Source organism: Buchnera aphidicola str. Bp (Baizongia pistaciae) (genome assembly GCF_000007725.1).
Classification (GTDB): domain Bacteria; phylum Pseudomonadota; class Gammaproteobacteria; order Enterobacterales; family Enterobacteriaceae; genus Buchnera_B; species Buchnera_B aphidicola_H.
Window position 1 is genome coordinate 206,489 of record NC_004545.1, and the last position, 23,273, is coordinate 229,761.

Annotated in this window: 14 protein-coding genes; 7 read left to right on the plus strand and 7 right to left on the minus strand. The window is 25.8% G+C overall.

Features of this window, described 5'->3' with window-relative positions:
- Together thrA and dksA are read right to left on the minus strand one after the other, a co-directional pair.
- Positions 1 to 2,451, minus strand: a complete 2,451-nt coding sequence (gene thrA / locus BBP_RS00920) for a bifunctional aspartate kinase/homoserine dehydrogenase I (RefSeq protein ID WP_011091316.1) — start codon at positions 2,449 to 2,451, stop codon at positions 1 to 3.
- A 717-nt stretch (positions 2,452 to 3,168) separates the two neighbouring features.
- Positions 3,169 to 3,624, minus strand: coding sequence for an RNA polymerase-binding protein DksA (gene dksA, locus BBP_RS00925; RefSeq protein ID WP_011091317.1), 456 nt, complete (start codon positions 3,622 to 3,624; stop codon positions 3,169 to 3,171).
- Between the two features lie 368 nt (positions 3,625 to 3,992).
- Here dksA and truA point away from each other — a divergent pair, with 368 nt between their 5' ends.
- The 7 genes from truA to lpdA all read left to right on the plus strand — a co-directional run bounded on the left by truA (position 3,993) and on the right by lpdA (position 18,173).
- Positions 3,993 to 4,787: a tRNA pseudouridine(38-40) synthase TruA gene (gene truA, locus BBP_RS00930; RefSeq protein ID WP_011091318.1), complete on the plus strand. Its 795-nt coding sequence runs from the start codon at positions 3,993 to 3,995 to the stop codon at positions 4,785 to 4,787.
- Positions 4,788 to 5,035: 248 nt separating this feature from the next.
- Entirely contained in the window at positions 5,036 to 7,261 is a 2,226-nt protein-coding gene (gene mrcB / locus BBP_RS00935) for a penicillin-binding protein 1B (RefSeq protein ID WP_011091319.1), read from the plus strand.
- A 476-nt stretch (positions 7,262 to 7,737) separates the two neighbouring features.
- Positions 7,738 to 10,290, plus strand: a complete 2,553-nt coding sequence (gene secA, locus BBP_RS00940) for a preprotein translocase subunit SecA (protein WP_011091320.1) — start codon at positions 7,738 to 7,740, stop codon at positions 10,288 to 10,290.
- Between the two features lie 918 nt (positions 10,291 to 11,208).
- On the plus strand, positions 11,209 to 12,264 hold the full coding sequence (locus tag BBP_RS00945; protein WP_011091321.1) for a GMP reductase: 1,056 nt from the start codon (positions 11,209 to 11,211) through the stop codon (positions 12,262 to 12,264).
- 409 nt (positions 12,265 to 12,673) lie between these two features.
- Positions 12,674 to 15,337, plus strand: coding sequence for a pyruvate dehydrogenase (acetyl-transferring), homodimeric type (gene aceE / locus BBP_RS00950; protein ID WP_011091322.1), 2,664 nt, complete (start codon positions 12,674 to 12,676; stop codon positions 15,335 to 15,337).
- 10 nt (positions 15,338 to 15,347) lie between these two features.
- Positions 15,348 to 16,598 (plus strand): 2-oxo acid dehydrogenase subunit E2, encoded by a 1,251-nt coding sequence (locus BBP_RS00955; RefSeq protein ID WP_011091323.1) that lies wholly within the window; start codon positions 15,348 to 15,350, stop codon positions 16,596 to 16,598.
- A 147-nt stretch (positions 16,599 to 16,745) separates the two neighbouring features.
- Positions 16,746 to 18,173, plus strand: a complete 1,428-nt coding sequence (lpdA, locus tag BBP_RS00960; protein WP_011091324.1) for a dihydrolipoyl dehydrogenase — start codon at positions 16,746 to 16,748, stop codon at positions 18,171 to 18,173.
- A 71-nt stretch (positions 18,174 to 18,244) separates the two neighbouring features.
- On the opposite strand, the gene BBP_RS00965 is transcribed toward lpdA, so the two are convergent.
- The 5 genes from BBP_RS00965 to BBP_RS00985 all read right to left on the minus strand — a co-directional run bounded on the left by BBP_RS00965 (position 18,245) and on the right by BBP_RS00985 (position 23,272).
- Positions 18,245 to 19,003 (minus strand): 5'-methylthioadenosine/adenosylhomocysteine nucleosidase, encoded by a 759-nt coding sequence (locus BBP_RS00965; protein WP_011091325.1) that lies wholly within the window; start codon positions 19,001 to 19,003, stop codon positions 18,245 to 18,247.
- Between the two features lie 38 nt (positions 19,004 to 19,041).
- Entirely contained in the window at positions 19,042 to 19,389 is a 348-nt protein-coding gene (gene erpA / locus BBP_RS00970) for an iron-sulfur cluster insertion protein ErpA (RefSeq protein ID WP_011091326.1), read from the minus strand.
- 105 nt (positions 19,390 to 19,494) lie between these two features.
- Complete coding sequence (gene ftsZ, locus BBP_RS00975; protein ID WP_011091327.1) at positions 19,495 to 20,652, minus strand: cell division protein FtsZ; 1,158 nt, start codon at positions 20,650 to 20,652, stop codon at positions 19,495 to 19,497.
- A gap of 32 nt (positions 20,653 to 20,684) precedes the next feature.
- A complete protein-coding gene (ftsA, locus tag BBP_RS00980) occupies positions 20,685 to 21,950 on the minus strand; it encodes a cell division protein FtsA (protein ID WP_011091328.1) in 1,266 nt (421 codons plus the stop codon).
- Between the two features lie 401 nt (positions 21,951 to 22,351).
- On the minus strand, positions 22,352 to 23,272 hold the full coding sequence (locus tag BBP_RS00985; RefSeq protein ID WP_044010612.1) for a D-alanine--D-alanine ligase: 921 nt from the start codon (positions 23,270 to 23,272) through the stop codon (positions 22,352 to 22,354).
- Between the last annotated feature and the right edge of the window lies 1 nt (position 23,273).

Sequence of the window (23,273 nt, forward strand, 5' to 3'; positions counted from 1 at the left end):
TCATAACAAGATGCGTAATACATCTGAAAATATTCCAGAAGCAGTTACATTATTTCCAGCTCCGTAACCTCTCAGTACTAATGGAATTGGTTGATAGTATTTACTATAGAATGCTAGTGCATTTTCTCCATTTTTGATATTGTATAGTGGATCGTTATGATCTACTTCGTCTATTTTAACTTGGCAATTTCCTTTTTGATTGATTATTCCAACAAATCTGAGACGTTTTCCTAATTTTCGCGCTTTTTTAACTCGATTACAAAATATTTGGTCGAGTTCTTTCAGTTTAGTTATAAAATCAGTTGTATTAGAAATGTTGTTAAATTCTTTAGGTAATAGAGGTTCTATTTTAATATCTTTTAATTCTAACTTATATCCTACTTCTCTAGCCAATATTAACAATTTTCGAGCTACGTCTATTCCAGATAAATCGTCTTTTGGATTTGGTTCAGTGAATCCTAGACTTTGTGCTTGTTTTGTTGCTTCAGATAAAGATATATTATCTTCTAATTTTCCAAAAATAAATGACAAAGATCCTGATAGAATTCCTTTAAAGTGTATTAATGTGTCTCCTGTACGTAGTAAGTTTTTTAAATTTTCTATTACAGGTAGTCCTGCCCCAACATTAGTTTCGTAGAAAAATTTCTTTTTTTCTTTTTGCGCAGCTAATCGTATGTCTTCATAATATTTCCAATTTGTAGTATTTGCTTTTTTATTAGGGGTAACAATGTGAAAACCACAATTAATAAAGGATATATACTGGTTAGCTATATTTTTGTCGGATGTACAATCGACAATTATTGGATTTATTAGATAGTAGTTTTGAATTGAGTTTAGAAGATGTTTAAAATTAAATGATTTTTTAGATAAATTTAAATCTCGTTTCCAATTTTTTGGGTTAATTCCGTCTAAATTTAAAATAAAATTTTTAGAATTAGCAATGCCACAAATTTTTAGATCTATATTTTTAGATTTTAGCCAGTTTTTTTGTTCTATTATTTGTTTTAAAAATGTTTGTCCTACTCGTCCTATTCCAATTAAGAATATTTCAGCAGTGCAATTTTTGTTAAATATTCCTTTATGTAGTGCTCTAACTCCTAATATACCGTCATCATGTTTAACGACAATAGAAATAGAGTTTTTTGATGCTCCCTTAGAAATAGCAAGTGTATTGATATTAACATGTTTCAGAATTGAGAAAACTTTTTCAGTAATTTTAGTATTGTTTAATATGTCTGAACTGATAACAGAAATTAGAGTTAGTTTTTTTTCTACTTTAATTGGTTTTAATAACTTATGTTTTAATTCTAGGTATAGTGCTTTATGTAATACATGTAAAGCTGTATTGGTCATTGTTTTTAATATACAAAAGCTAATTGTATTTTGCGAAGATGTTTGAATAGTTAAAATTATCCAAATTTTAGATAATGACATACAAGAAAATATTTTAGGGATAATTGTTTCTATATTTTTAGAGTATAAACATGAAATTGAAAACATGTGAACATTCTCAAGGTATGTAACACCTGTTATCAAGTTTTTATTTTTGACATGATTACAACTGATTTTAGTACCAATGGAAGATGGATTGTGAGTATTTTTTATTGTACATGGAATTTTAAACTTTTGTATAGGATAAATAGTGTTAGGATGTAGAATTTTTGCTCCAAGATAAGATAATTCTATTGCTTCTCGATAAGACAATGATGTTAATAGTTTAGCATCAGACACTAATTTAGGATCACATGTATATACTCCATTGACATCTGTCCAGATTTCGCACATAGTACTATTTAGACAAACAGATAGAATAGTTGCCGAATAATCTGAACCATTTCGTCCTAATGTTACTAATTCTCCTTGTTTATTTCCAGCTGTAAAGCCTGGCATAAGAATAATGTGATGTTTTGGTATTTTCATAGAAAGAATGCGGAATTTAGATATTTTTATATTAACAGTAGCATTGAGATAGGTATCTTCTTTAGTTAACAGTTTTTTTACGGGATCGATTATTGTAGTATTATAACCTCTCGATATTAAAATTGAGTTCATGATAGAAATAGACAAATATTCTCCTGAACTAATTATTTTTGCTCGAATTTTGTCAGGGCATTGTCGTAATAAATTTATTCCTTGAAGCAGGTTTTTTAATTCTAGTAGTTTGTTTTCAATATTATTTTTAATTTTTTCGTATAATAGTTTTTGTTCTACTTGATAAATATCATTAATTAATTTTAAAAAATTTTTTTCTATTTTTTGAACAATTGGTATTATATTTTTATTATTTATGGTTTGATTAATAGCTATTTCCAATAAATTAGTGGTGTTACCAGGCGCTGATAATACAATAGCAATTTGTTCGTTATTTAAATTATTTTCAATAATAGTTGCTACATGAAAAAATAGTTCTGAATTTGAAAGCGAAGTACCGCCAAATTTTAGTATTTTCATATCTATTATAATTCCTGAATTTATATCAAAAAAGCTCACACTAATTAAAGTGCGAGCTTTTGACACCTTGTTTAATTTAGCTCGGACTATTCTTGATAGTATTTTAATATATGATTATGAGCTTATAGATACTAAGTTTTTTTATGTTTCAAACATTAGTTATTTTTGTATAAGTTAATATTTTTAATTGTTTACATCGTTAATATTATGCTGATAATTAGTTATTAATTTGAATATAATTGTGTTGTTTAAAATATATTATCATATCTTTATAAAAAATATTTTTATTTAATTAAAAATTCAAGAATATTATTGAGTATTAAAACTACTATTATACATTAGTAATATTATACATGTTTTTATAATTGAAATTTATGTATATGTAGCAATTTTTTTAAATAAAAAACAATAAAAAAATGATATTAAAGTAATTTAATTATAAAAATTTTGTTAGGAATGATTCAAATAATTTAAATTGGTAATAATTGAAGTAAAAATAAATATATTAAATGATGTTTAATGCATTTTTGTTTGAAGTGTTGTAAGAGTTTTTTATTTATGTTTTTTAAAACTATTTTGTATAAGTTTTTTTATAGCTTATGTAAGTTAGAGTTATTATAAATAATTATGGTATAAACAAAATTTAGTTTTTTAACTAACAAAAAAGTGAAACGGGGAATAGTTTCCCGTTCACTAAATTAAACAATATTGTTACCTCTATCCTAATATTTGTTTTTCGCGAATTTCAGATAATGTTTTACAGTCTATGCAAAGATTAGCAGTTGGTCTTGCTTCTAATCGTTTAATACCAATTTCGATTCCACAAGATTCGCAATATCCAAAATCTTTGTTTTCAACTTTTTTTAGAGTTTTTTCAATTTTTTCTATTAACTTTCGTTCTCGGTCACGATGACGTAACTCAAAACTAAATTCTTCTTCTTGTACCGCTCGATCAATAGGATCGGGATAATTTGTCGCTTTATCTTGTATATTTAATCTTGTTTGAGAAATATCGTTTCTCAATTGATTTTTCCAAGCAATTAGTATTTTTTTAAAATGATCAATTTGTTTTGTATTCATGTATTTCTCATTTTTCTTGTTTTTATAAGGTTGAACGCCTGCCATAAATAGTATACTTAATGATGATTGTTTTTTATTTTTTTCTTTTTGCATGATGTTTATATCTCTTTTTGATTTAATTATATTAAATTTTTGGTTCTTTTCTTATTTATAAGTATGTTGTAATAATTTATATATTTTATAATATTAAAATAAAGGGTTATTTTTTTTTTAAATTATTAATTGTTAGATTTAAGTTACAAATGATTTTTATGTACTTTCTATTTTTTTAAATTTTTGGTAACATCACTTATGTATGTGTATTGATAATTTAAAGATAATAAAAATTTTAAAAATGTGTACTAATTAATAAGTAGTTGGTGTTTGTTTAATTTTAATATTAGTTTTTAATAAAAATTTTTGTTTATTTTATCATAAATATTAAAATTAATTAGAGTTCTTACTTGAGTTTAAAATAAAATATGTATAAAGAATGTTTTAAAATTGCCTTAGGAATCGAATATAATGGAAGTAATTATCATGGATGGCAATATCAGAAATTTGCTTCTAGTGTTCAGGAGAAAGTTGAGTTAGCGTTATCTATTATTGCTAATCATCCTGTCAGAGTTACGTGTGCAGGAAGAACAGATGCTGGAGTTCATAGCACTGGACAAGTAGTACATTTTTGTACTAGTTCGATAAGAAATGATCAGGCTTGGATTTTGGGTACAAACCGTTATTTACCTAAAGATATTTCTGTGATATGGAAACGTGATGTTCCTATGCATTTTCACGCTCGTTATAGTGCTTTGTCGCGTCGATATCGTTATATCTTATATAATAATAGTTGTCGATCATCAATTTTTTATCAGGGTTTAAAGTTTTATCATAGAATATTAAATGTTGAGAAAATGAATCAAGCTGCTCAGTATTTGTTAGGAGAACATGATTTTACTACATTTAGATCCAGTCATTGTCAGTCCAAGACACCTTTTCGAAAAATTTTATATGTTAATGTATTTTGTATAAATTGTTTAATAATAATAGATATTGTTGCTAATTCGTTTTTATATCATATGGTTCGAAATATTGTTGGTTGTCTTATTGAAATAGGTATTTCTAAAAAAAAAGTTACTTGGATAAGAGATATTTTAAAATTCAAGAATAGAACATCATCTACTAAAATAGTAGAATCTAATGGATTGTATTTAGTTCAAGTGCAGTATTCTTCTTTATTTAAATTACCAATATGTCCTGTGGGTCCATTTTTCGTATGAAATGTTTCTGTGGTTAAGTTTATTTTAAATTAATTTTGTTTTTAACTTTATTCACTTAATTTGTGATATATAATATTATTGATATAAATATTTTGATAGAGCTTTAAATTATACGGAATTATAGATAGAATATTATAAAAACATTTTTAAATAATTATATTATATTCATACTTCAAATATTTTTCTATTTTATATTATGTGCATTTAAAAATAATAAATTAACATATTTTAAGATATAAGGTATAAATGTGTATCCAGTGAATTTAAAATTGAGTATAAAATTTTTGTTTTATTTCTTTTTATACTTTTTGTTAATAATTATTATATATGGAGTATATTTATATTTTAAAATTAATCAAGTGATTCATGGAAAAATATGGAAGTTTCCAATATCAATTTACAGTAGAATTGTTACTTTAGAGCCAGGTAATAATTATAGCAAAAAAGACATTATTGCTATATTAAAAAGTAATCGATATAAACAAGTTAATTTTTTAACTATGCCTGGAGAATTTTTAGTAAAAAGAAATTCTTTGATCTTAATTAGGCGTTCTTTTAATTTTCCAGAAGGTTTTGAAGATAAAATAAGCATAAAATTATTGTTTGATAAAAACAAATTAGTTAGAATTGTACATTTATCTAATAATCGCAATTTTAGCATATTACGTTTAGATCCTCAATTGATAGCTATGATTTATTCGCCAAAAGGCGAAAAACGTTTGTTTGTATCTCAAAAAAATTATCCAAAGGCATTGATTCAAACATTATTAACTATTGAAGATAAATGTTTTTATAATCATTATGGAATAAATTTTTATTCTATGTTTAGAGCCTTTTTCGTTAATTTGATATCTGGTCACAGTATTCAAGGAGGTAGTACATTAACTCAACAATTGGTTAAAAATTTATTTTTAACTAATATACGTTCTTTATGGAGAAAAATTAATGAAATATATATGGCATTGATTTTAGATTTTCAGTATAGTAAAGAAAAAATATTAGAATTATATTTAAATGAGGTTTATTTAGGTCAAGATAAAAATGAACAGATTAGAGGATTTGCTTTAGCAAGTTTATATTATTTTGGACGACCAATTAATGAATTACGATTAGATGAATGTGCTTTATTAGTAGGTATGGTAAAAGGTGCTTCATTATATAATCCATGGAATAATCCAGTTTTAACGTTAAATAGAAGAAATTTAGTACTATATGTATTATTTAAACATAAAGTTATTAATAGAACATTATATGAAAAACTTAAATCAAAACCATTAAATATTCAATCTAGGGGTAATATTATTTGGTTTAGATCAGCATTTGTACAAATTGTAGAAAAAGAATTTCAAAAAAAAGTTGGTTATTATTTTCAAAATTTTTCTGGTATTAAGATTTTTACTACATTAGATTTGATATCTCAAATAGCAGCAGAAAATGCAATTCGACATGGTATTCAACAGTTAAAAAAAAAATATAAATTGCAAGATTTAGAAGCTTCTATGGTTATTATTGATAGATTTAGCGGAGAAATTAGAGGGGTATTAGGAAGTTCAAATCCTAACTTATTAGGATATAATCGCGCTATACAAGCTAAAAGATCAATTGGATCATTATCTAAACCTATTACATATTTAGCTGCACTATCTCAACCGGAGTATTTTCGTTTAAATACTTGGATCCCAGATACGCCTATAAAAATAAAAATGCAAAACGGAAAATTGTGGAAACCTCAAAATAATAATTTTGAGTTTGTTGGTAAGGTCATGCTAATAGATGCGTTAAAAAATTCTATGAACGTTCCTATTGTACATCTTAGTATGAAATTGGGACTAAAAAAAATAGTTCAAACTTGGATTCAGTTAGGATTATCTAGTAATCACATTTTTAAATATCCTTCTATTGCTTTAGGTTCAATTAATTTAACTTCTATGGAAGTAGCTAAGATTTTTCAAGTAATCTCTAGTGGCGGAAATAAAGCTAATATTATTTCAATTAGATCAGTATTGTCAGAAAATAATAAATTAATTTATCATAGTTTTCCTCAATCTAAACAGGTAATATCAGCGCAAGCTTCATATTTAACGTTGTATGCTATGCAGTCGGTAGTGAGCAGTGGTACGGCTAAACATTTAGGTAAATTCTTTAAGAATATGCATTTAGCTGGAAAAACTGGGACAACAAATAATTTAGTAGATAGTTGGTTTGTAGGAATTGATGGCAGGCAGGTAGTAATAGTTTGGATTGGACGTGATAATAATAAAACTACGAAATGTTATGGTTCTACTGGTGCTATGAAAATTTATCATAACTATTTAAAATTGAACAATCCTAAGCCCTTATTGTTAATTCCACCTCGAGATGTTTATTTTTTAAATATAAATAAAAGTGGGGATTTTATGTGTTTCCGTTCTTATTCTAAATATTTTCGTGCGATACCAGTCTGGATTAGAAATCATAATATTTTTTGTACTTAATTTTATGTGATTAGTATTGATTAGAATTTTAGTAAATAAAACAAAATAATATTTTTAAATTTCTAATTAAAAGAAATAAACATTTGAAAATGTGCTTGTAATTGTATTTATAAAATTTATTAGCTTTCTATTTAAAAGTGTTTATTTATTGAATAATATCTAGTTTTTATTTTTAATTATACTTTATAGATTGTATTTAAAATATTATTTTAATGGTATTAGTATTGTGAAATAGCTATTATTTAACGTTTTTTTTTAAAACGTATTTAACGATATTTAATTTTGTTAGTTTAAAAATTTTTTAATTTATTATTTAATTAATAATATAAAATTTAATTAAGAGTTAAAAACTTAAAATTATATATGAATGCTTATGTAGCATAATTTTATTATGTAAAAGTGTTTTTATAGATAAACTATATTTAATTGTGTAAGAATACAATTTAAAATATATTTTTAGATATGAGTGTTTTAATATGATACAGAAATTTTTAAAAAAATTATTTAGCGATCGCAATGATAGAATATTACAAAATATTCAAACGGTTATATCTAAAATTAATAGTATGGAAAAATTTTTCGAAAAACTATCAGATTTAGAATTAAAGAGAAATACCACTCGATTTTGTTACCGTTTAAATAATGGAGAAACATTAGATCAATTGCTACCCGAATCTTTTGCTACTGTGAGAGAAGCAAGTAAACGTGTTTTTGGAATGCGCCATTTTGATGTCCAATTAATTGGAGGAATAATTTTGCATCAAAGATGTATTGCAGAAATGCGTACTGGTGAAGGGAAAACGTTAACAGCAACTTTACCTGCATATTTAAATGCTTTGCAACGTAAGGGTGTTCATATTGTAACTATGAATGATTATTTGGCTAAACGAGATGCCGAAAAAAACAGATTATTATTTAATTTTTTAGGTCTAACTGTAGGAATTAATATTTCTGGATTATCTTCTAAATTAAAGAAGCAAGCATATAATGCAGATATAACTTATGGAACTAATAATGAGTATGGTTTTGATTATCTTCGAGATAACATGGTTTTTTGTCGAGAAGATAAAGTACAAAGGGAATTAAATTATGCGTTGTTAGATGAAGTAGATTCTATTTTGATTGATGAGTCTCGAACACCTTTGGTGATTTCAGGGTCCATTGAAGATGTTTCTGATGTATATATAAAAATTAATGAAATTATTCAGGTTTTGTTCTCTCAAAAACAAGAAGATTCAGATGTCTTTGTTGGTAATGGTCATTTTTATATTGATGAAAAACAACGTCAAGTATTTTTGACAGAACGAGGGTTAGTTAGAACAGAAGAATGGTTAGTCAGTCAAAATTTAATAGATAAAAAAGAATCATTATATTCGTCAAAAAATATAGTTTTAATGCATAATGTTGTTGCTGCTTTACGTGCACATTATTTATTTTTTAAAAATGTTGATTATATAGTTAAAAATAAAAAAGTAATTATTGTTGATGAACATACAGGTAGAACTATGGAAGGACGAAGATGGTCTGATGGTTTGCATCAGGCCATAGAAGCAAAAGAAGGTTTAAAAATACGAAGTGAAAACCAAACATTGGCGTCAATTACTTTTCAGAATTATTTTCGTTTATATAAAAAATTGTCAGGTATGACTGGTACAGCTATAACTGAAGCATTTGAATTTCGTGCTATTTATAATTTAGATACAGTTGTAATTCCTACAAACACTCCTATGATACGAGATGATAAGCCTGATTTAGTATATATGACTGAATTGGAAAAATTTGATGCCATTATAGAAGACATAAAGCAATGTGTTAGCCGTAATCAACCTGTATTAGTAGGTACTATATCTATTCAAAAGTCTGAATTAATTTCTCAAAAATTGTTAAAACTAAATATTAAACATAATGTTCTTAATGCTAAGTTTCACGCTCAAGAGGCTAAGATAATCGCACAAGCAGGGAAGTTAAGAGCAGTAACAATTGCAACTAATATGGCAGGTAGGGGTACTGATATAGTATTAGGAGGAAATTTAGAATTTTTATTAGCACATAATAATGAAAAACATACTGATGAAAAAATGGAAGATGTAATTAAAAAATGGAATATAGAGCATAATTTAGTATTGAAATCTGGTGGTTTGCATATAATAGGTACTGAGAGACATGAATCTCGAAGAATTGATAACCAATTGAGGGGTCGTTCGGGTCGTCAAGGGGATTGTGGTTCTTCTCGTTTTTATTTATCTATGGAAGATTCGTTATTAAGAATTTTTTCGTCTGAACGTATGATTAGCATTATGAGAGTAATAGGAGTTAAAAAGAATGAAGCAATTTCTCATCCTTTTGTTACTAAAGCGATTCTCAATGCTCAGCAAAAAGTGGAATATCGTAATTTTGAATTTCGAAAACAATTATTGGAATATGATAATGTTTCTAATGAACAGAGAAGAGTATTTTATTATCAGCGAAATCAAATAATAAATTCAAAAGATAGCAATATAGGTGACATTATCAAGAATATTTTTTGTGATGTATTTTTAAAAATTGTAAATAAATTTATAAAACAAAAGTTATTAAAACAATCTCAAAAAATTTTAGAATTAGAATCTTGTTTAAGAGATAATTTTAATATAGTATGTTCGATTAGCAAAAAAATTAGAGATAACATTGTTGTGTATAAATCAGATTTATCTAAAATTGTTTTAAAAAAAGTATATCAAAGTTATCAGTGTAAAATTAATAAATATATTTTAAAGGATGTTAGAAAATATGAAAGATTAGTGATTTTGGATACTTTAGATTATTTTTGGAGAGAACATTTAGCTTCTATGGAATATTTACGTCAAGGTATTCATTTAAGAGGTTATGGACAAAAAGATCCTAAGCAAGAATTTAAAAGAGAATCTTTTTTTATGTTTTTAAATATGTTATCCTCGTCAAGGTATGAAATAGTTTCTATTTTGTTAAAAAAAAGTATTTCAAATAATGATTTTTTAAAGATATATAATCATGCTAAGTTAGTTTTTTAAATTATATATATTAGTTGTTAATTGTTATTTTTTATAAATTAATATTATTACATAATAAATATAAAAAATTTATCAATATGTTTTTTAAAATATTTTGATTTTTATATTTTAATTTAGTGTTTAGCAATAATATGATTTAGTTGTATCTAAAATAAGTATCGATATAGTTTAGTACTAAATATATAGTATTTTATTATTTAGATTTAAAATAAAATGTTTTTTTATTTTACTATATTTTTTATTTTCAATATTTTTAGATTTAGTGCATAACTTATAATTTAGATGATTATATTGTTTTATTATTAGTATTTTGTATTTTTTAAATCTTTCTATTTATTCTTAGGTTAAAAAAAATTAATATCAATAAGTAATATTCTATATTATTTCTACAGTAAATTTCAATTCACAAAGGTAAGTTTAATAAACATTTAAGACAAAGTTTACTTTTTTTGGTTCTTTGTTAATTTGTTTATTTGATTTCTAAATGTGATAAATTTTATGACAACGTTATTTTTTTATTAATAAGTAAACAGATATATGTTGTTTAATTTGTATCACTTTAACAATCAATTACATAAAATTTAATATTTTTAGATATATAAATAAAATGATTAGTTAATAGTTTTTAAAGTATATGTATATTATATGTTATATAAGATGTATTTTAGTATTGTAGTATTAATTTTTGGTAATGTCGCGTTAAATTTTTCAAATAAATTAAAAAATGTAGTAATTTTTTTATTAATTATTCTTATAAAGAACAAGTAACATCAGTAGTAAGAATTTTGGGATTTAAATTTTTATCAACAACTATGTGGACACTATTCTAGCATACAGTAATTTAGATTATAAAATAATTTTATATATTTTGGTTGTTAAAGTTATAAAAAGATAATTTTAATAAGAGACAAATAGTATATGCGTATTGAAGAAGATATTAAATTAGGATTCAAAGATGTTTTAATTCGTCCAAAACGTTCGATATTAAAAAGTAGATCTCAGGTTGATTTGACACGTCTTTTTATATTCAAGCATGCACAAAATAAATGGTCTGGAATTCCTCTTATTGCAGCTAATATGGATACTGTTGGAACTTTTAAAATGGCTATAGCATTATCATCATTTGGTATATTGACTGCTATTCATAAGTATTATTCATACTTAGATTGGAAAAAGTTTATTCATACTATCCCAGGCACAGTGGTTAAACATATCATGGTATCAACTGGAATGTTAGATGAAGATTTTGTAAAACTTAAACAAATTTTATCATTATCGTCAAAATTAAAATATATTTGTATAGACGTTGCAAATGGATATTCCGAAAAATTTGTTACTTTTTTAAAAAAAGTTAGGGAATGTTATTGTGATAAAATTATATGTGCTGGAAATGTAGTTACTGGAGAGATGGTAGAAGAATTAATTTTGTCTGGAGCTGATATAGTTAAGGTAGGTATTGGTCCTGGGTCTGTATGTACTACTCGTGCTAAGACTGCTATAGGATATCCTCAACTGTCTGCGGTAATTGAATGTTCAGATGCTGCTCATGGATTAGGTGGTCAAATTATTAGTGATGGAGGATGCGTTGTTTCAGGAGATATTGCCAAAGCCTTTGGAGGTGGAGCAGATTTTGTAATGTTAGGAGGAATGTTAGCTGGTCATAAAGAATGTGAAGGTTTAATTTTTAAAGAAAATAAAAAAAGATATATGATATTTTATGGTATGAGTTCTAAGTTTGCTATGGATCGTCATATTGGTGGTGTTGCTAGATATAAAACTCCTGAAGGAAAAACGGTTAAGGTATTATTTCGTGGTGCTGTATCAGAAACTATAAATAATATTTTAGGAGGATTGCGTTCAACATGTACTTATGTCGGAGCATTTACTTTAAAAGAATTAACTAAAAGGACGACTTTTATAAAGGTTTCGGAACAAGAAAATATTATATTCAATAATCAAGAAGTGTCAAATTGATGTTAAATACAACAAATTTAAATAAATATTTATAGCATCGTGAGATTTCTAAATTAGACATATTTACTAACAAGTTTTTAATTTTTTTTTATTATGATTGTTTTTTAAAACTTGTATTTGTATTTTAATGTTAGCATAAATATTTTACAACGTATAAATTGATATTTTATCATTTTTAATGAATGTAAATTTTAGCTGAAATACTATAGATTAATGTTATTAACATTTTGAATGAAAGTTATTAATGTTAAAATTATTTAATTAAATTTATTAAATTTTGTTTTTTTACAATTATTAATAATTTTTTCAAAAATTTTTATAAAAGTTAACATTTAATATTAATAATTAGAACATTAGAGTATATAAAAATGGGTAAATGTATTTAAGATGATGTAATAAGGAATTTTATATGGCAGAATTTTCATCAAATGATATAGATCCAATTGAAACTGAAGATTGGATACAAGCTATTAAATCAGTTATTCGTGAAGATGGTTTAGAACGTGCTAATTTTATTATTAATACTGTTAAAAAATATGTACCTTATAAAAATAAGGTAGTTTTTAAAAAATGTGCTATAAGTAATTATGTTAATACAATTCCAGTTGAAGAAGAACCGAATTATCCTGGGGATTTGTTTATAGAACAAAAAATACGATCTGTCATTCGATGGAATGCTATAATGATGGTGTTAAGAGCTTCAAAAAAAAATTTAGATTTAGGAGGTCATTTATCTTCTTTTCAGTCAGCAGCGACTATTTACGAGGTGTGTTTTAATCATTTTTTTCATGCTACTAATGAAAATAATGGAGGAGATTTAGTATATTTTCAAGGACATATATCTCCAGGTATTTATTCGCGAGCATTTATTGAAGATAGATTAACTCAAAAACAACTAGATAATTTTAGACAGGAAATTGATGGGATAGGATTATCATCTTATCCTCATCCTAAATTAATGCCAAATTTTTGGCAATTTCCAACAGTATCTATGGGATTAGGACCAATATGTGCTATTTATCAAGCTAAATTTTTAAAATATTTAGAACATCGAAATTTAAAATGTACTAATAATCAAAAAGTATATGCGTTCTTAGGCGACGGTGAAATGGATGAACCAGAATCTAAAGGAGCTATTTCTATTGCTGCTCGGGAAAAATTAGATAATTTGATATTCATTGTAAATTGTAATTTACAAAGGTTAGATGGTCCAGTAATTGGAAATGGCAAAGTAATTGATGAATTAGAAAGTGTTTTCAAAGGATGTGGTTGGAAAGTAATAAAAGTAATATGGGGTAGTAAATGGGATAGTTTACTTAAAAAAGATGTTAGTGGAAAGTTAATAAAATTAATGAATGAAACATTAGATGGAGACTATCAAACATTTAAGTCAAAAAATGGAGCATATATAAGAAAATATTTTTTTGGAAAATATTTAGAAACACAAGAATTAGTGAAAGATATGTCAGATGATCAAATTTGGAATTTAGATAGAGGAGGGCATGATCCTAAAAAAATTTATGCAGCTCTTTCAAAAGCTAATTCTATTGTTGGAAAACCGGTAATAATATTAATGCATACAGTAAAGGGCTATGGAATGGGAGATATTGCAGAAGGAAAAAATATAGCTCATCAAATTAAAAAAATTGACATAAAGGGTATTACATATATTAAAAATAGGTTTAAAGTTCCTGTTGAAGAGAATGAGTTAAAATATTTACCATATGTATCTTTTGATGCTAATAGTATTGAGTATAAATATCTTCATGCTAGAAGAAAAAAATTAGGGGGATATCTTCCTATTCGTTTATCTAATTTTACTAATTTTTTTACATTACCAAAATTAGATGAATTTAGTACTTTACTAACGGAACAAAAAAAAGAAATTTCAACAACTATAGTTTTTATTCGTATATTAAATATTTTGTTACGAAATAGTTTTATTAAAGATAGAATCGTACCAATAATTGCTGATGAAGCGCGTACATTCGGTATGGAAGGTTTATTTCGAAAAATAGGAATTTATAATTTTATTGGTCAAAAATATACACCTCAAGATAAGGAATTATTAGCTTATTATAAAGAAGATAAAAAAGGACAAATTTTACAGGAAGGTATTAATGAATTAGGTGCTGCTGCGTCATGGTTAGCTGCTGCGACATCGTATAGTACGAATAATTTTCCTATGATTCCATTTTATATTTTTTACTCTATGTTTGGATTTCAAAGAATTGGTGATTTATTTTGGGCTGCTGGTGATCAGCAAGCTAGAGGATTTTTAATAGGAGGAACATCGGGAAAAACTACTTTAAATGGTGAAGGATTACAACATGGTGATGGACATAGTCATATTCAAGCATTAACTATACCTAATTGTATATCATATAATCCTGCGTATGCTTACGAACTTGCTGTTATTGTTCATGATGGATTACAAAGAATGTACGGTCCTAGCCAAGAGAATATTTATTATTATATTACAACAATGAATGAAAATTATGTTATGCCTGGAATTTCTAAAAACATGTATGAAGGAATTTGTAAAGGAATTTATAAGTTAAAACATGTAGGAAAAAAAAATGTTAAGGTTCAGATTATGGGATCTGGATCTATACTTCAATGTGTATGTAGAGCTGCTGAAATTTTATTAGAAGAATATGACATAGGATCGGATGTTTATAGTGTAACATCTTTTACTGAGTTAGCAAGGAATGGTCAAGATTGCGATAGATGGAATTTGTTGCATCCAACTCAAGAAAAAAAAGTACCGTTTGTTACTAAAATAATGAACAAACTACCTGCTATTGCTGTAACTGATTACATGAAGTTATTTTCAGAACAAGTAAGAGCATATATTCCAGCAGTTACTTACCGTGTATTAGGAACTGATGGATTTGGTCGTTCTGATAGTCGCAAAAACTTGCGTAGGTATTTTGAAATTGATGAATATCATATAGTAATCGCTGTTCTTGGAGAATTAGAAAAAATTGGCGATGTTGATAAAAATACTATTGTTAATGCGATAAGTAAGTTTAAAATTGATATCAATAAGGTCAATCCGAGATTAGCGTAGGAGAATAAACATGGATAAGCAAGTAGTAATGCCTGATATTGGAACTGATTTAGTCGAAGTAATTGAAATTTTAGTAAAAATTGGTGATCAAGTAAAAAAAGATGATTCTTTAATTACAGTAGAAGGACAAAAAGCATCAATAGAAATACCAGCATCACATACAGGAACAATAAAAAATATAATAGTACATATTGGTGAAAAAATAACTACTGGTTCTTTAATTGCTATATTAAATGGCATTGACGATAATGTTAAATCAAAAAATGATTCAAGTTCTTATTCATTTAAAAATTCTAAAAATACATCTACTAATTCAAATTTAGGTAATGTCAATAATAATATTAACAATAGAACTATTTTAGTACATGCGACTCCTACTGTGCGTCGTTTAGCTAGAAAATTCGATATTAAATTAGAAAATATTACTGGTACTGGAAGAAAAGGTCGAATATTAAAAGAGGATGTTATTTCATATAAAAACATTTCACTTTTTAATGATATTAAAAAAAGTTTAAAAAAAACAAATGTTAATTATTACAAAGACAATGTCACTTGTGATGATTTTAAAAGTATTGAATTGACTAGAACGCAGATACGATCTAGTAAAAATTTGTTGAAGAGTTGGTTAACTATCCCGCATGTAACGCAATTTGATGAATCAGATATTACTGAATTAGAAAATTTTAGACAAAAATATAATTCTGATTTAAAAGATAAAAGTAAAAAGTTGACTATTTTAATTTTTGTTATAAAAGCAGTTTCTAAAGCATTAGAAATGTTTCCAAAATTCAATGGACGCTTAATTAATAAAGATAATAGGATTGCTATTGTTTTAAACGAACATATTAATATAGGAATTGTAGTAGATACTGACGATGGTCTTTTGGTGCCTGTAATTAATCGTGTGAATAAAAAAAATATTTCTAGTATATCAAATGACTTACGTATTATCTCTGAAAGAGCGCGTTCAAGAAAATTAAATTTTTCGGATATAAAAGAATATGGTAGTTTTACTATATCTAATTTAGGTGGAATAGGAGGAACAAACTTTACACCAATTATTAAGTATCCTGAGCTTGCAATTCTAGGTATTTCTAGAGCATTAATTAAACCTTATTGGAATAGTCATGCATTCATCCCCAAGTTAATGTTACCATTGTCATTATCTTATGATCATCGTGCTATTGATGGAGTAGCAGCAGTGCGTTTCATTACTTTTGTAAAAAAAATGTTAACGGACATTCGTTTTTTAATGATTTAGATATAAATACTTTTTTAAATATTATTAATTATATTTTTGTGATATTAATAACTCTCTTGAGTTTTCTTTTATTTAAAAACATTTATGTATTAAAAATACAATCATATTTGTTGTTTTGAATTTAATAATCTTTATATAGGTAAAAAAATGATAAGTAAAAAAGTTGATACTCAAGTAGTAATTATTGGCTCTGGGCCTTCTGGATATTCTGCTGCATTTCGTTGTTCAGATTTGGGTTTAAACGTTGTGTTGATAGAACAATATTATTCTTTGGGAGGAGTATGCTTGAACGTTGGGTGTATTCCATCTAAATATTTATTACACATTGCTAAAGTTATTAAAGATGTTAAGAAATTATCTAGAATAGGAATAAGTTTTGAAAAATTAGATATTAATTTAAAAGAAATTCAATGTAATCAAAAAAAAATAATTGAAAGTTTTAGTTCTGGAATTAGTAATTTAGCACGAAAACGGAATGTAAGAATTATTTTTGGATATGCAAAATTTTTAGATGCTAATAGTATTTTTGTTCAAGGCGAACATGACAGTTATGTTGTTTCTTTTAATAAAATAGTGATAGCTACAGGTTCTTTATCTAAAAAATTATCTTATATTCCTTATGATGACATCAGAATTTGGAATTCTAGTTTTGCTGTTTCTATTCCGAGTATTCCTAAAAAATTATTGATTATTGGTGGAGGTATTATTGGTTTAGAGATGGCAACTATATATAGTGCATTAGGGTCTAACGTAGATATAATAGATAATTCGCACGATATATTACCACATCTAGATAGAGATGTGATTGACATTTTTAAGCGTTCAGTTAATCATGATTATAACATTTTTTTTAATTCTAATGTAATTAAAATTGTTCAAGAAAAGAATGGTTTATTAGTACACATTGCTGAAAATGATAACAAAAATAAACGTTTCGAATTATATGATATAATTTTAGTGGCTATAGGACGTGTTCCTAATACGGATATGTTAGACATTTCAAAGGTAGGATTAAAAACAGATAATAATGGATTTATTAAAGTTAATGAACAATTTTGCACTAATATTCCAAATATTTATGCTATTGGAGATGTAATTGGACAACCGATGTTGGCTCATAAAGGAACACATGAAGGACATATAGTAGCTGAAGTTATATCCGGAAAAAAACATTATTTTAATCCGTTTGTTATTCCATGTGTGTCATATACTGAGCCTGAAATTGCTTGGGTAGGTATAACTGAAAATGAAGCTAGAAAAAATAATATAAATTATGAAGTGTCTTCAGTTCTTTGGAATACATTAGGACGGGCAGTATCTTCGCAATGTTCAGAAGGTGTAACTAAACTAATTTTTGATAAAAAAACTAATAAAATTATTGGTGGATGTATAGTTGGTTCGAATGCAGGTGAGTTATTAGGAGAAATTTCTTTAGCTATTGAAATGGGATGCGATGCTGAAGATTTAGCACTAACAATACATGCTCATCCTACTTTATATGAATCTATTAATTTATCTGCGCAAATTTTTCAAGGCACAATTACCGATTTAATTAATAAAAAAATTAAAAAATAGTATTAATTGTGTTATATAATATATGGTGCTCAAGAATTTTTTTACGAATTTAAATCATTTTTTATAAGAATTTAGCAGCGATTATTGTTATCGAATAGAATATTTTTGGTATTTTTAAATAATGTTTGTAATACATTTATAGTTACTAATGAAGAGTTTTTAGATGCTAAATTTATAAAATATTTAAAATTGTCAGCAGCGTTGATATCCGAAGAATCGGATATTGATTTAATTATCAAAATAGGTATGTTAAATTGATAACACACATGAGCTATTGCTGCGGCTTCCATATCTACAGCGATAGCTTTTGGGAATCGTTTTTTTAATAAAGATTTTTTTTCGCATGTATCTATAAATATATCTCCGCTAATCATTAGCTTTTTTTGGTATTTTATTTTGTTTTCAAATAAATATTTTTCAGTTAATTTAAGCATAAGTGTATTACTCAAAAATGTTTTTGGACAATTTTTAATTTGTCCAATGCTATACCCAAATGCAGTAAGATTAACATCGTGATAACAAACATTTGTAGGAATAATGATAGATCCTGGTTTTAAGTTTTTATTTAAACTTCCAGCAGAACCTATATTAATGATAAACTTTACTTTATATTTTTGTAATAATAGTGCGCATGTTATCCCAGAAAAAACTTTTCCGACACCTGATTTAGCTAAAACTACGTGTATATTATGTATATTTCCAATATAGAAAGTAATATTAGATATTTTATTTATTTTATAATTTTTTAGTTTGTTAAACAAAATTTGTACTTCTTGCTGTAACGCTGCGATTATTCCAATTCTGTAGTTTTTTTTAATTTCTTTTTTCATATTTTATATTAAGAACGATTAATGAAATTGAATTTTATTTAGATGCTAAATGAAGATCCGCACCCGCAAGTATGTTTTGCTTTTGGATTTAGTATAATAAATTTTGATCCTTCTAAATTTTCTATATAATCTATTTGACCTCCCCGAAGATATTGTAAACTTATAGGGTCAATGATTATTATATTATTGAATATATTAACTATAGTATCATTTTTATTTTTATTTTTATCAAATTTAAATTTATATTGAAAACCACTACACCCGCCTCCTGCGATATAAACTCTAAACTTTAAATTAGGAATGTTTTTTTCACTAATAATAGTTTTTATTTTTTTTATTGCTGATTTCGAAAATGATAAGGGAAATTTAGATATATTATTTTTCATAGTATTTTATTTCAGTGATATAAATATTGTATTATTTAAACGTTTTAAAATTTTAAATATAATATATAATATATAATATATAATTATTTTTTTAAAGACCGAGCGTTATTTGTGTTTTTTTCTTAGAAACGCAGGTATATCTAAATAATTCATTTCTTTGTTAGTGATTCCTTGCTGATTAAATGTGTCATATATGTGTTGTTTAGGATTATTGTATTTAGGAGATTCTTTTGTTTGCAAGTTTTCTAAGTTTTTTGGAACATGTTTAGATGTATGATTTTCTGTATTGTTATTGTGTTTAATGTCATTATATGTCCCAATTCCTGTAGCTACTATTGTAACACGAAGTGAATCGTTCATATTTGTATCTAGCGATGTTCCGATAACTACTGTTGCATTATCTGAAGAAAATGAACGAATAGTATTTCCGATTGTTTCAAATTCGTCTAATTTCATATTTAATCCTGAAGTAATATTTACTAAAACACCTTTAGCACCAGATAAATTAATATCTTCTAGTAAAGGACTAGATATTGCTATTTTAGATGCTTCTTTAGCTCGTTCATCTCCTGAAGCTATACCTGTACCCATCATAGCATAACCCATTTCTGACATAACTGTCCGTACATCAGCGAAATCTACATTCATTAAGCCCGGTTTAGTAATTAATTCTGCTATTCCTTGAACCGCTCCCTTTAGGACGTTATTAGCTGTATTAAAAGCATCTAACAGGGAAATTCCTTTAGAAAGTACTTTTATCAATTTATCATTTGGAATTATGATCAGTGAATCAACATATTTTGATAATTCAGAAACACCTTGTTCAGCAGATATCATTCTTTTTTTTCCTTCAAAATTAAATGGTTTTGTAACTACTGCAACTGTTAAAATTCCTAATTTTTTTGAAATTTTAGCAATAATAGGTGCTGCGCCTGTTCCTGTACCTCCCCCCATACCTGATGCAATAAATACCATATCAGCATCTTTTAAAATAGATTTTAAATTATCTGAATCCTCTTCAGCTGCACGCCGTCCTATTTCGGGATTAGCTCCTGCTCCTAATCCTTTAGTTATATCACTTCCGATTTGTATAGTTTGTTCCACTTCAATTTTTCGTAATGCTTGGGCGTCTGTATTAATAGCAAAAAATTCTACTCCTTCAATATGTTCTTGTACCATGTATTCTACTGCATTACCTCCTCCTCCTCCTATCCCAATGACTTTTATTATCGCATTATTATTTAATTCTACAGGTTCAAACATAGTTTTTATCCATATTTAGTTTAATGTGTATCTTAAAATTCTTTTTTTATCCAATTGTTGATGTATTGCAACCATTTTTTAAAAAAATTATAAGAATTTTTGTTGCGGTGTGAGTAAAAATATTTTTTTCCAAAATATAATAATCCAATTACAGTAGATAAACTTCCTGTTTGAGTATTATTAGTTAGTTTAGCAGTATTTATGTTATTTTTTTTAGGACATCCAATTCTAACAGGTATATTAAAAACTTTTTCTGCACAATTTTTAAAAAGTTTTATATTAGATGCTCCTCCTGTTAATACTATACCAGCTCCTAGTTTATGAATGCGTCCTGATTTTTTTAACTTTTTTTGTGTATTTTTTATTTCTTCATTAATTAATGTTAATAGCTCTATATATCTAGACTCGATAACTTCAGTTAATTTATCTTTGTGAAATGTTTGAATAATCGTATTATCTTCATTTACTATTTTAATTTCTTCTTCTGTAATATCAGAAGATTGCATAGCATATCCATATTTAATTTTTATTTTTTCAGCGTACATGAATGGTATGTTAAACACATATGAAATATCATTCGTAACGGTATTTCCAGCATACGGAATTACGCAACTATGTTTAAGTGTTCCATTAGTATAAATTGCAATATCTGTAGTTCCACCACCTATGTCTACTATGCAAACTCCGAGATTTCGTTCATCTGTTGTTAACACTGATTCGCTAGATGCTAATCCAGAAAAAACTGAGTAATCAACTCTTATCCCGCAGGATTCTACAGCTTTAATAATATTTTTTTTTATTGAAGAATGACATGTAATTAAATGAACTATAGCTTGCATACGTATACCGGATAATCCAATGGGATTTTTAATTCCTGTACGCTCATCAATTGAGTATTCTTGAGGAATAATATGCAATATTTTATGTTCATTACGTATACGTACAGATTTTGCAGTATGTATTACGTTTTCTATATCATTTTTTGTTATTTCTTCTTGTAGTATTGGAATTATTCCTATTTCGTTTTGACAATTTATATATTTATTTGATAAGGCTAAGTAAATAGAAGTAATATTACAATTAGCCATAGTTTCAGCTTGATTAATGACTTTTTTTATGCATTCTACAATAGATTTTAGATCATTAATTATACCTCGGTCTATTCCTATTGATTTACTGAGTCCTATACCTATAATATTAATAGTATCATCTTCTAAAATTTCTCCTACTGAAATAGTGGTTTTAGTAGTTCCAATTTCTAACCCAACAATCAATTTTTTTTTTAGTACTTTAATCATAATTCTTTGCCTATAGATTAAAATTATTTGTTATTACTATATTTGACAGTACATTTTTTTTAATTAATATATGTATGCAAAAATTTATGTATTAACATATGTACGAAAAATTATAAAAGTGTAACAATATTTAAAAGATTTTTTTAGGTATATAATTATTAATATTAAATTTTTTTAATTTTTTAAAAAAATAATTAAATATTTGGTTATTTTACAATATTTTTTTTTCTTGTTTTTTTTAGGAGCATTAGTTTTATTTTTTGATAGATAATCATGTTAAACTATAAAAGAACAATTGATAAGTGTTTTAAGTTTTTTTATTTTTGTGTATTTTAGTTAATTTATTATTGATAATTTTTGTATATTTTAACAATTAACAATAATGTTTTGAAAATAAATTATTAATTAGCTAGTTCTAAAATTTTTTGTACTAGTATTTGATAAGATATACCTGCTTTTTTTGCCGACATTGGAAATAAGCTATGATCAGTCATCCCAGGACATGTATTTGCTTCTAATAACCAGAATTTATTTTTGTAATCCATTATTACATCAACTCTTCCCCATCCAGTTCCATCTATAATATTCCATGCTGTTAGAGTAATTTTTTTTAGTTCTAATTCTTTTAGTTTATTTAAGCCGCTTGGACAAAAATATGTTGTTCGGTTGGATAAATATTTAGAATTGTAATTGTAAAAGGTATTTTCAGGACATATTCGTATAATTGGAAGTATTTTTTTTCCCAAGATGCTAATTGTATATTCTTCTCCATATATAAATTTTTCAATTAATATTGAATTATCAAATATAAAAGCTGTTTTACATGCTTTATATAAGGTTTCATATGAATATACAATTGTAATACCTATACTCGATCCTTCTTGGTTGGGTTTTACAATTATAGGTAATCCTAAAAGTGAAATATTTTTTTTAAATTTTTGTAAAAATTTTTTATTGAATTCATGTTTATTAATGTGTAAATAAGGAACAACAGGTAAATTAAAACTTTGCCATAATAATTTTGTTTTAAATTTATTAATTGAAATAGCTGAAGGTAACGTTTTACTTCCTGTAAAAGGAATATTTAAATATTTTAGTACGCTTTGTATTGTACCATCTTCTCCATCTCGTCCATGTAAAGCTATAAATGCTTTTGTAAATTTTTGATGAGGTAATTGTGTAATAGGAAAATCTTTGGTGTCTATAGCCACAGCATGAATTCCAGATTTTAAAAGACTATTTAATATATTGTAACCAGATATTAATGATATATTTCTTTCTTGAGATGTTCCACCTAAAAGAACAGCTATTTTTTCAGTTATG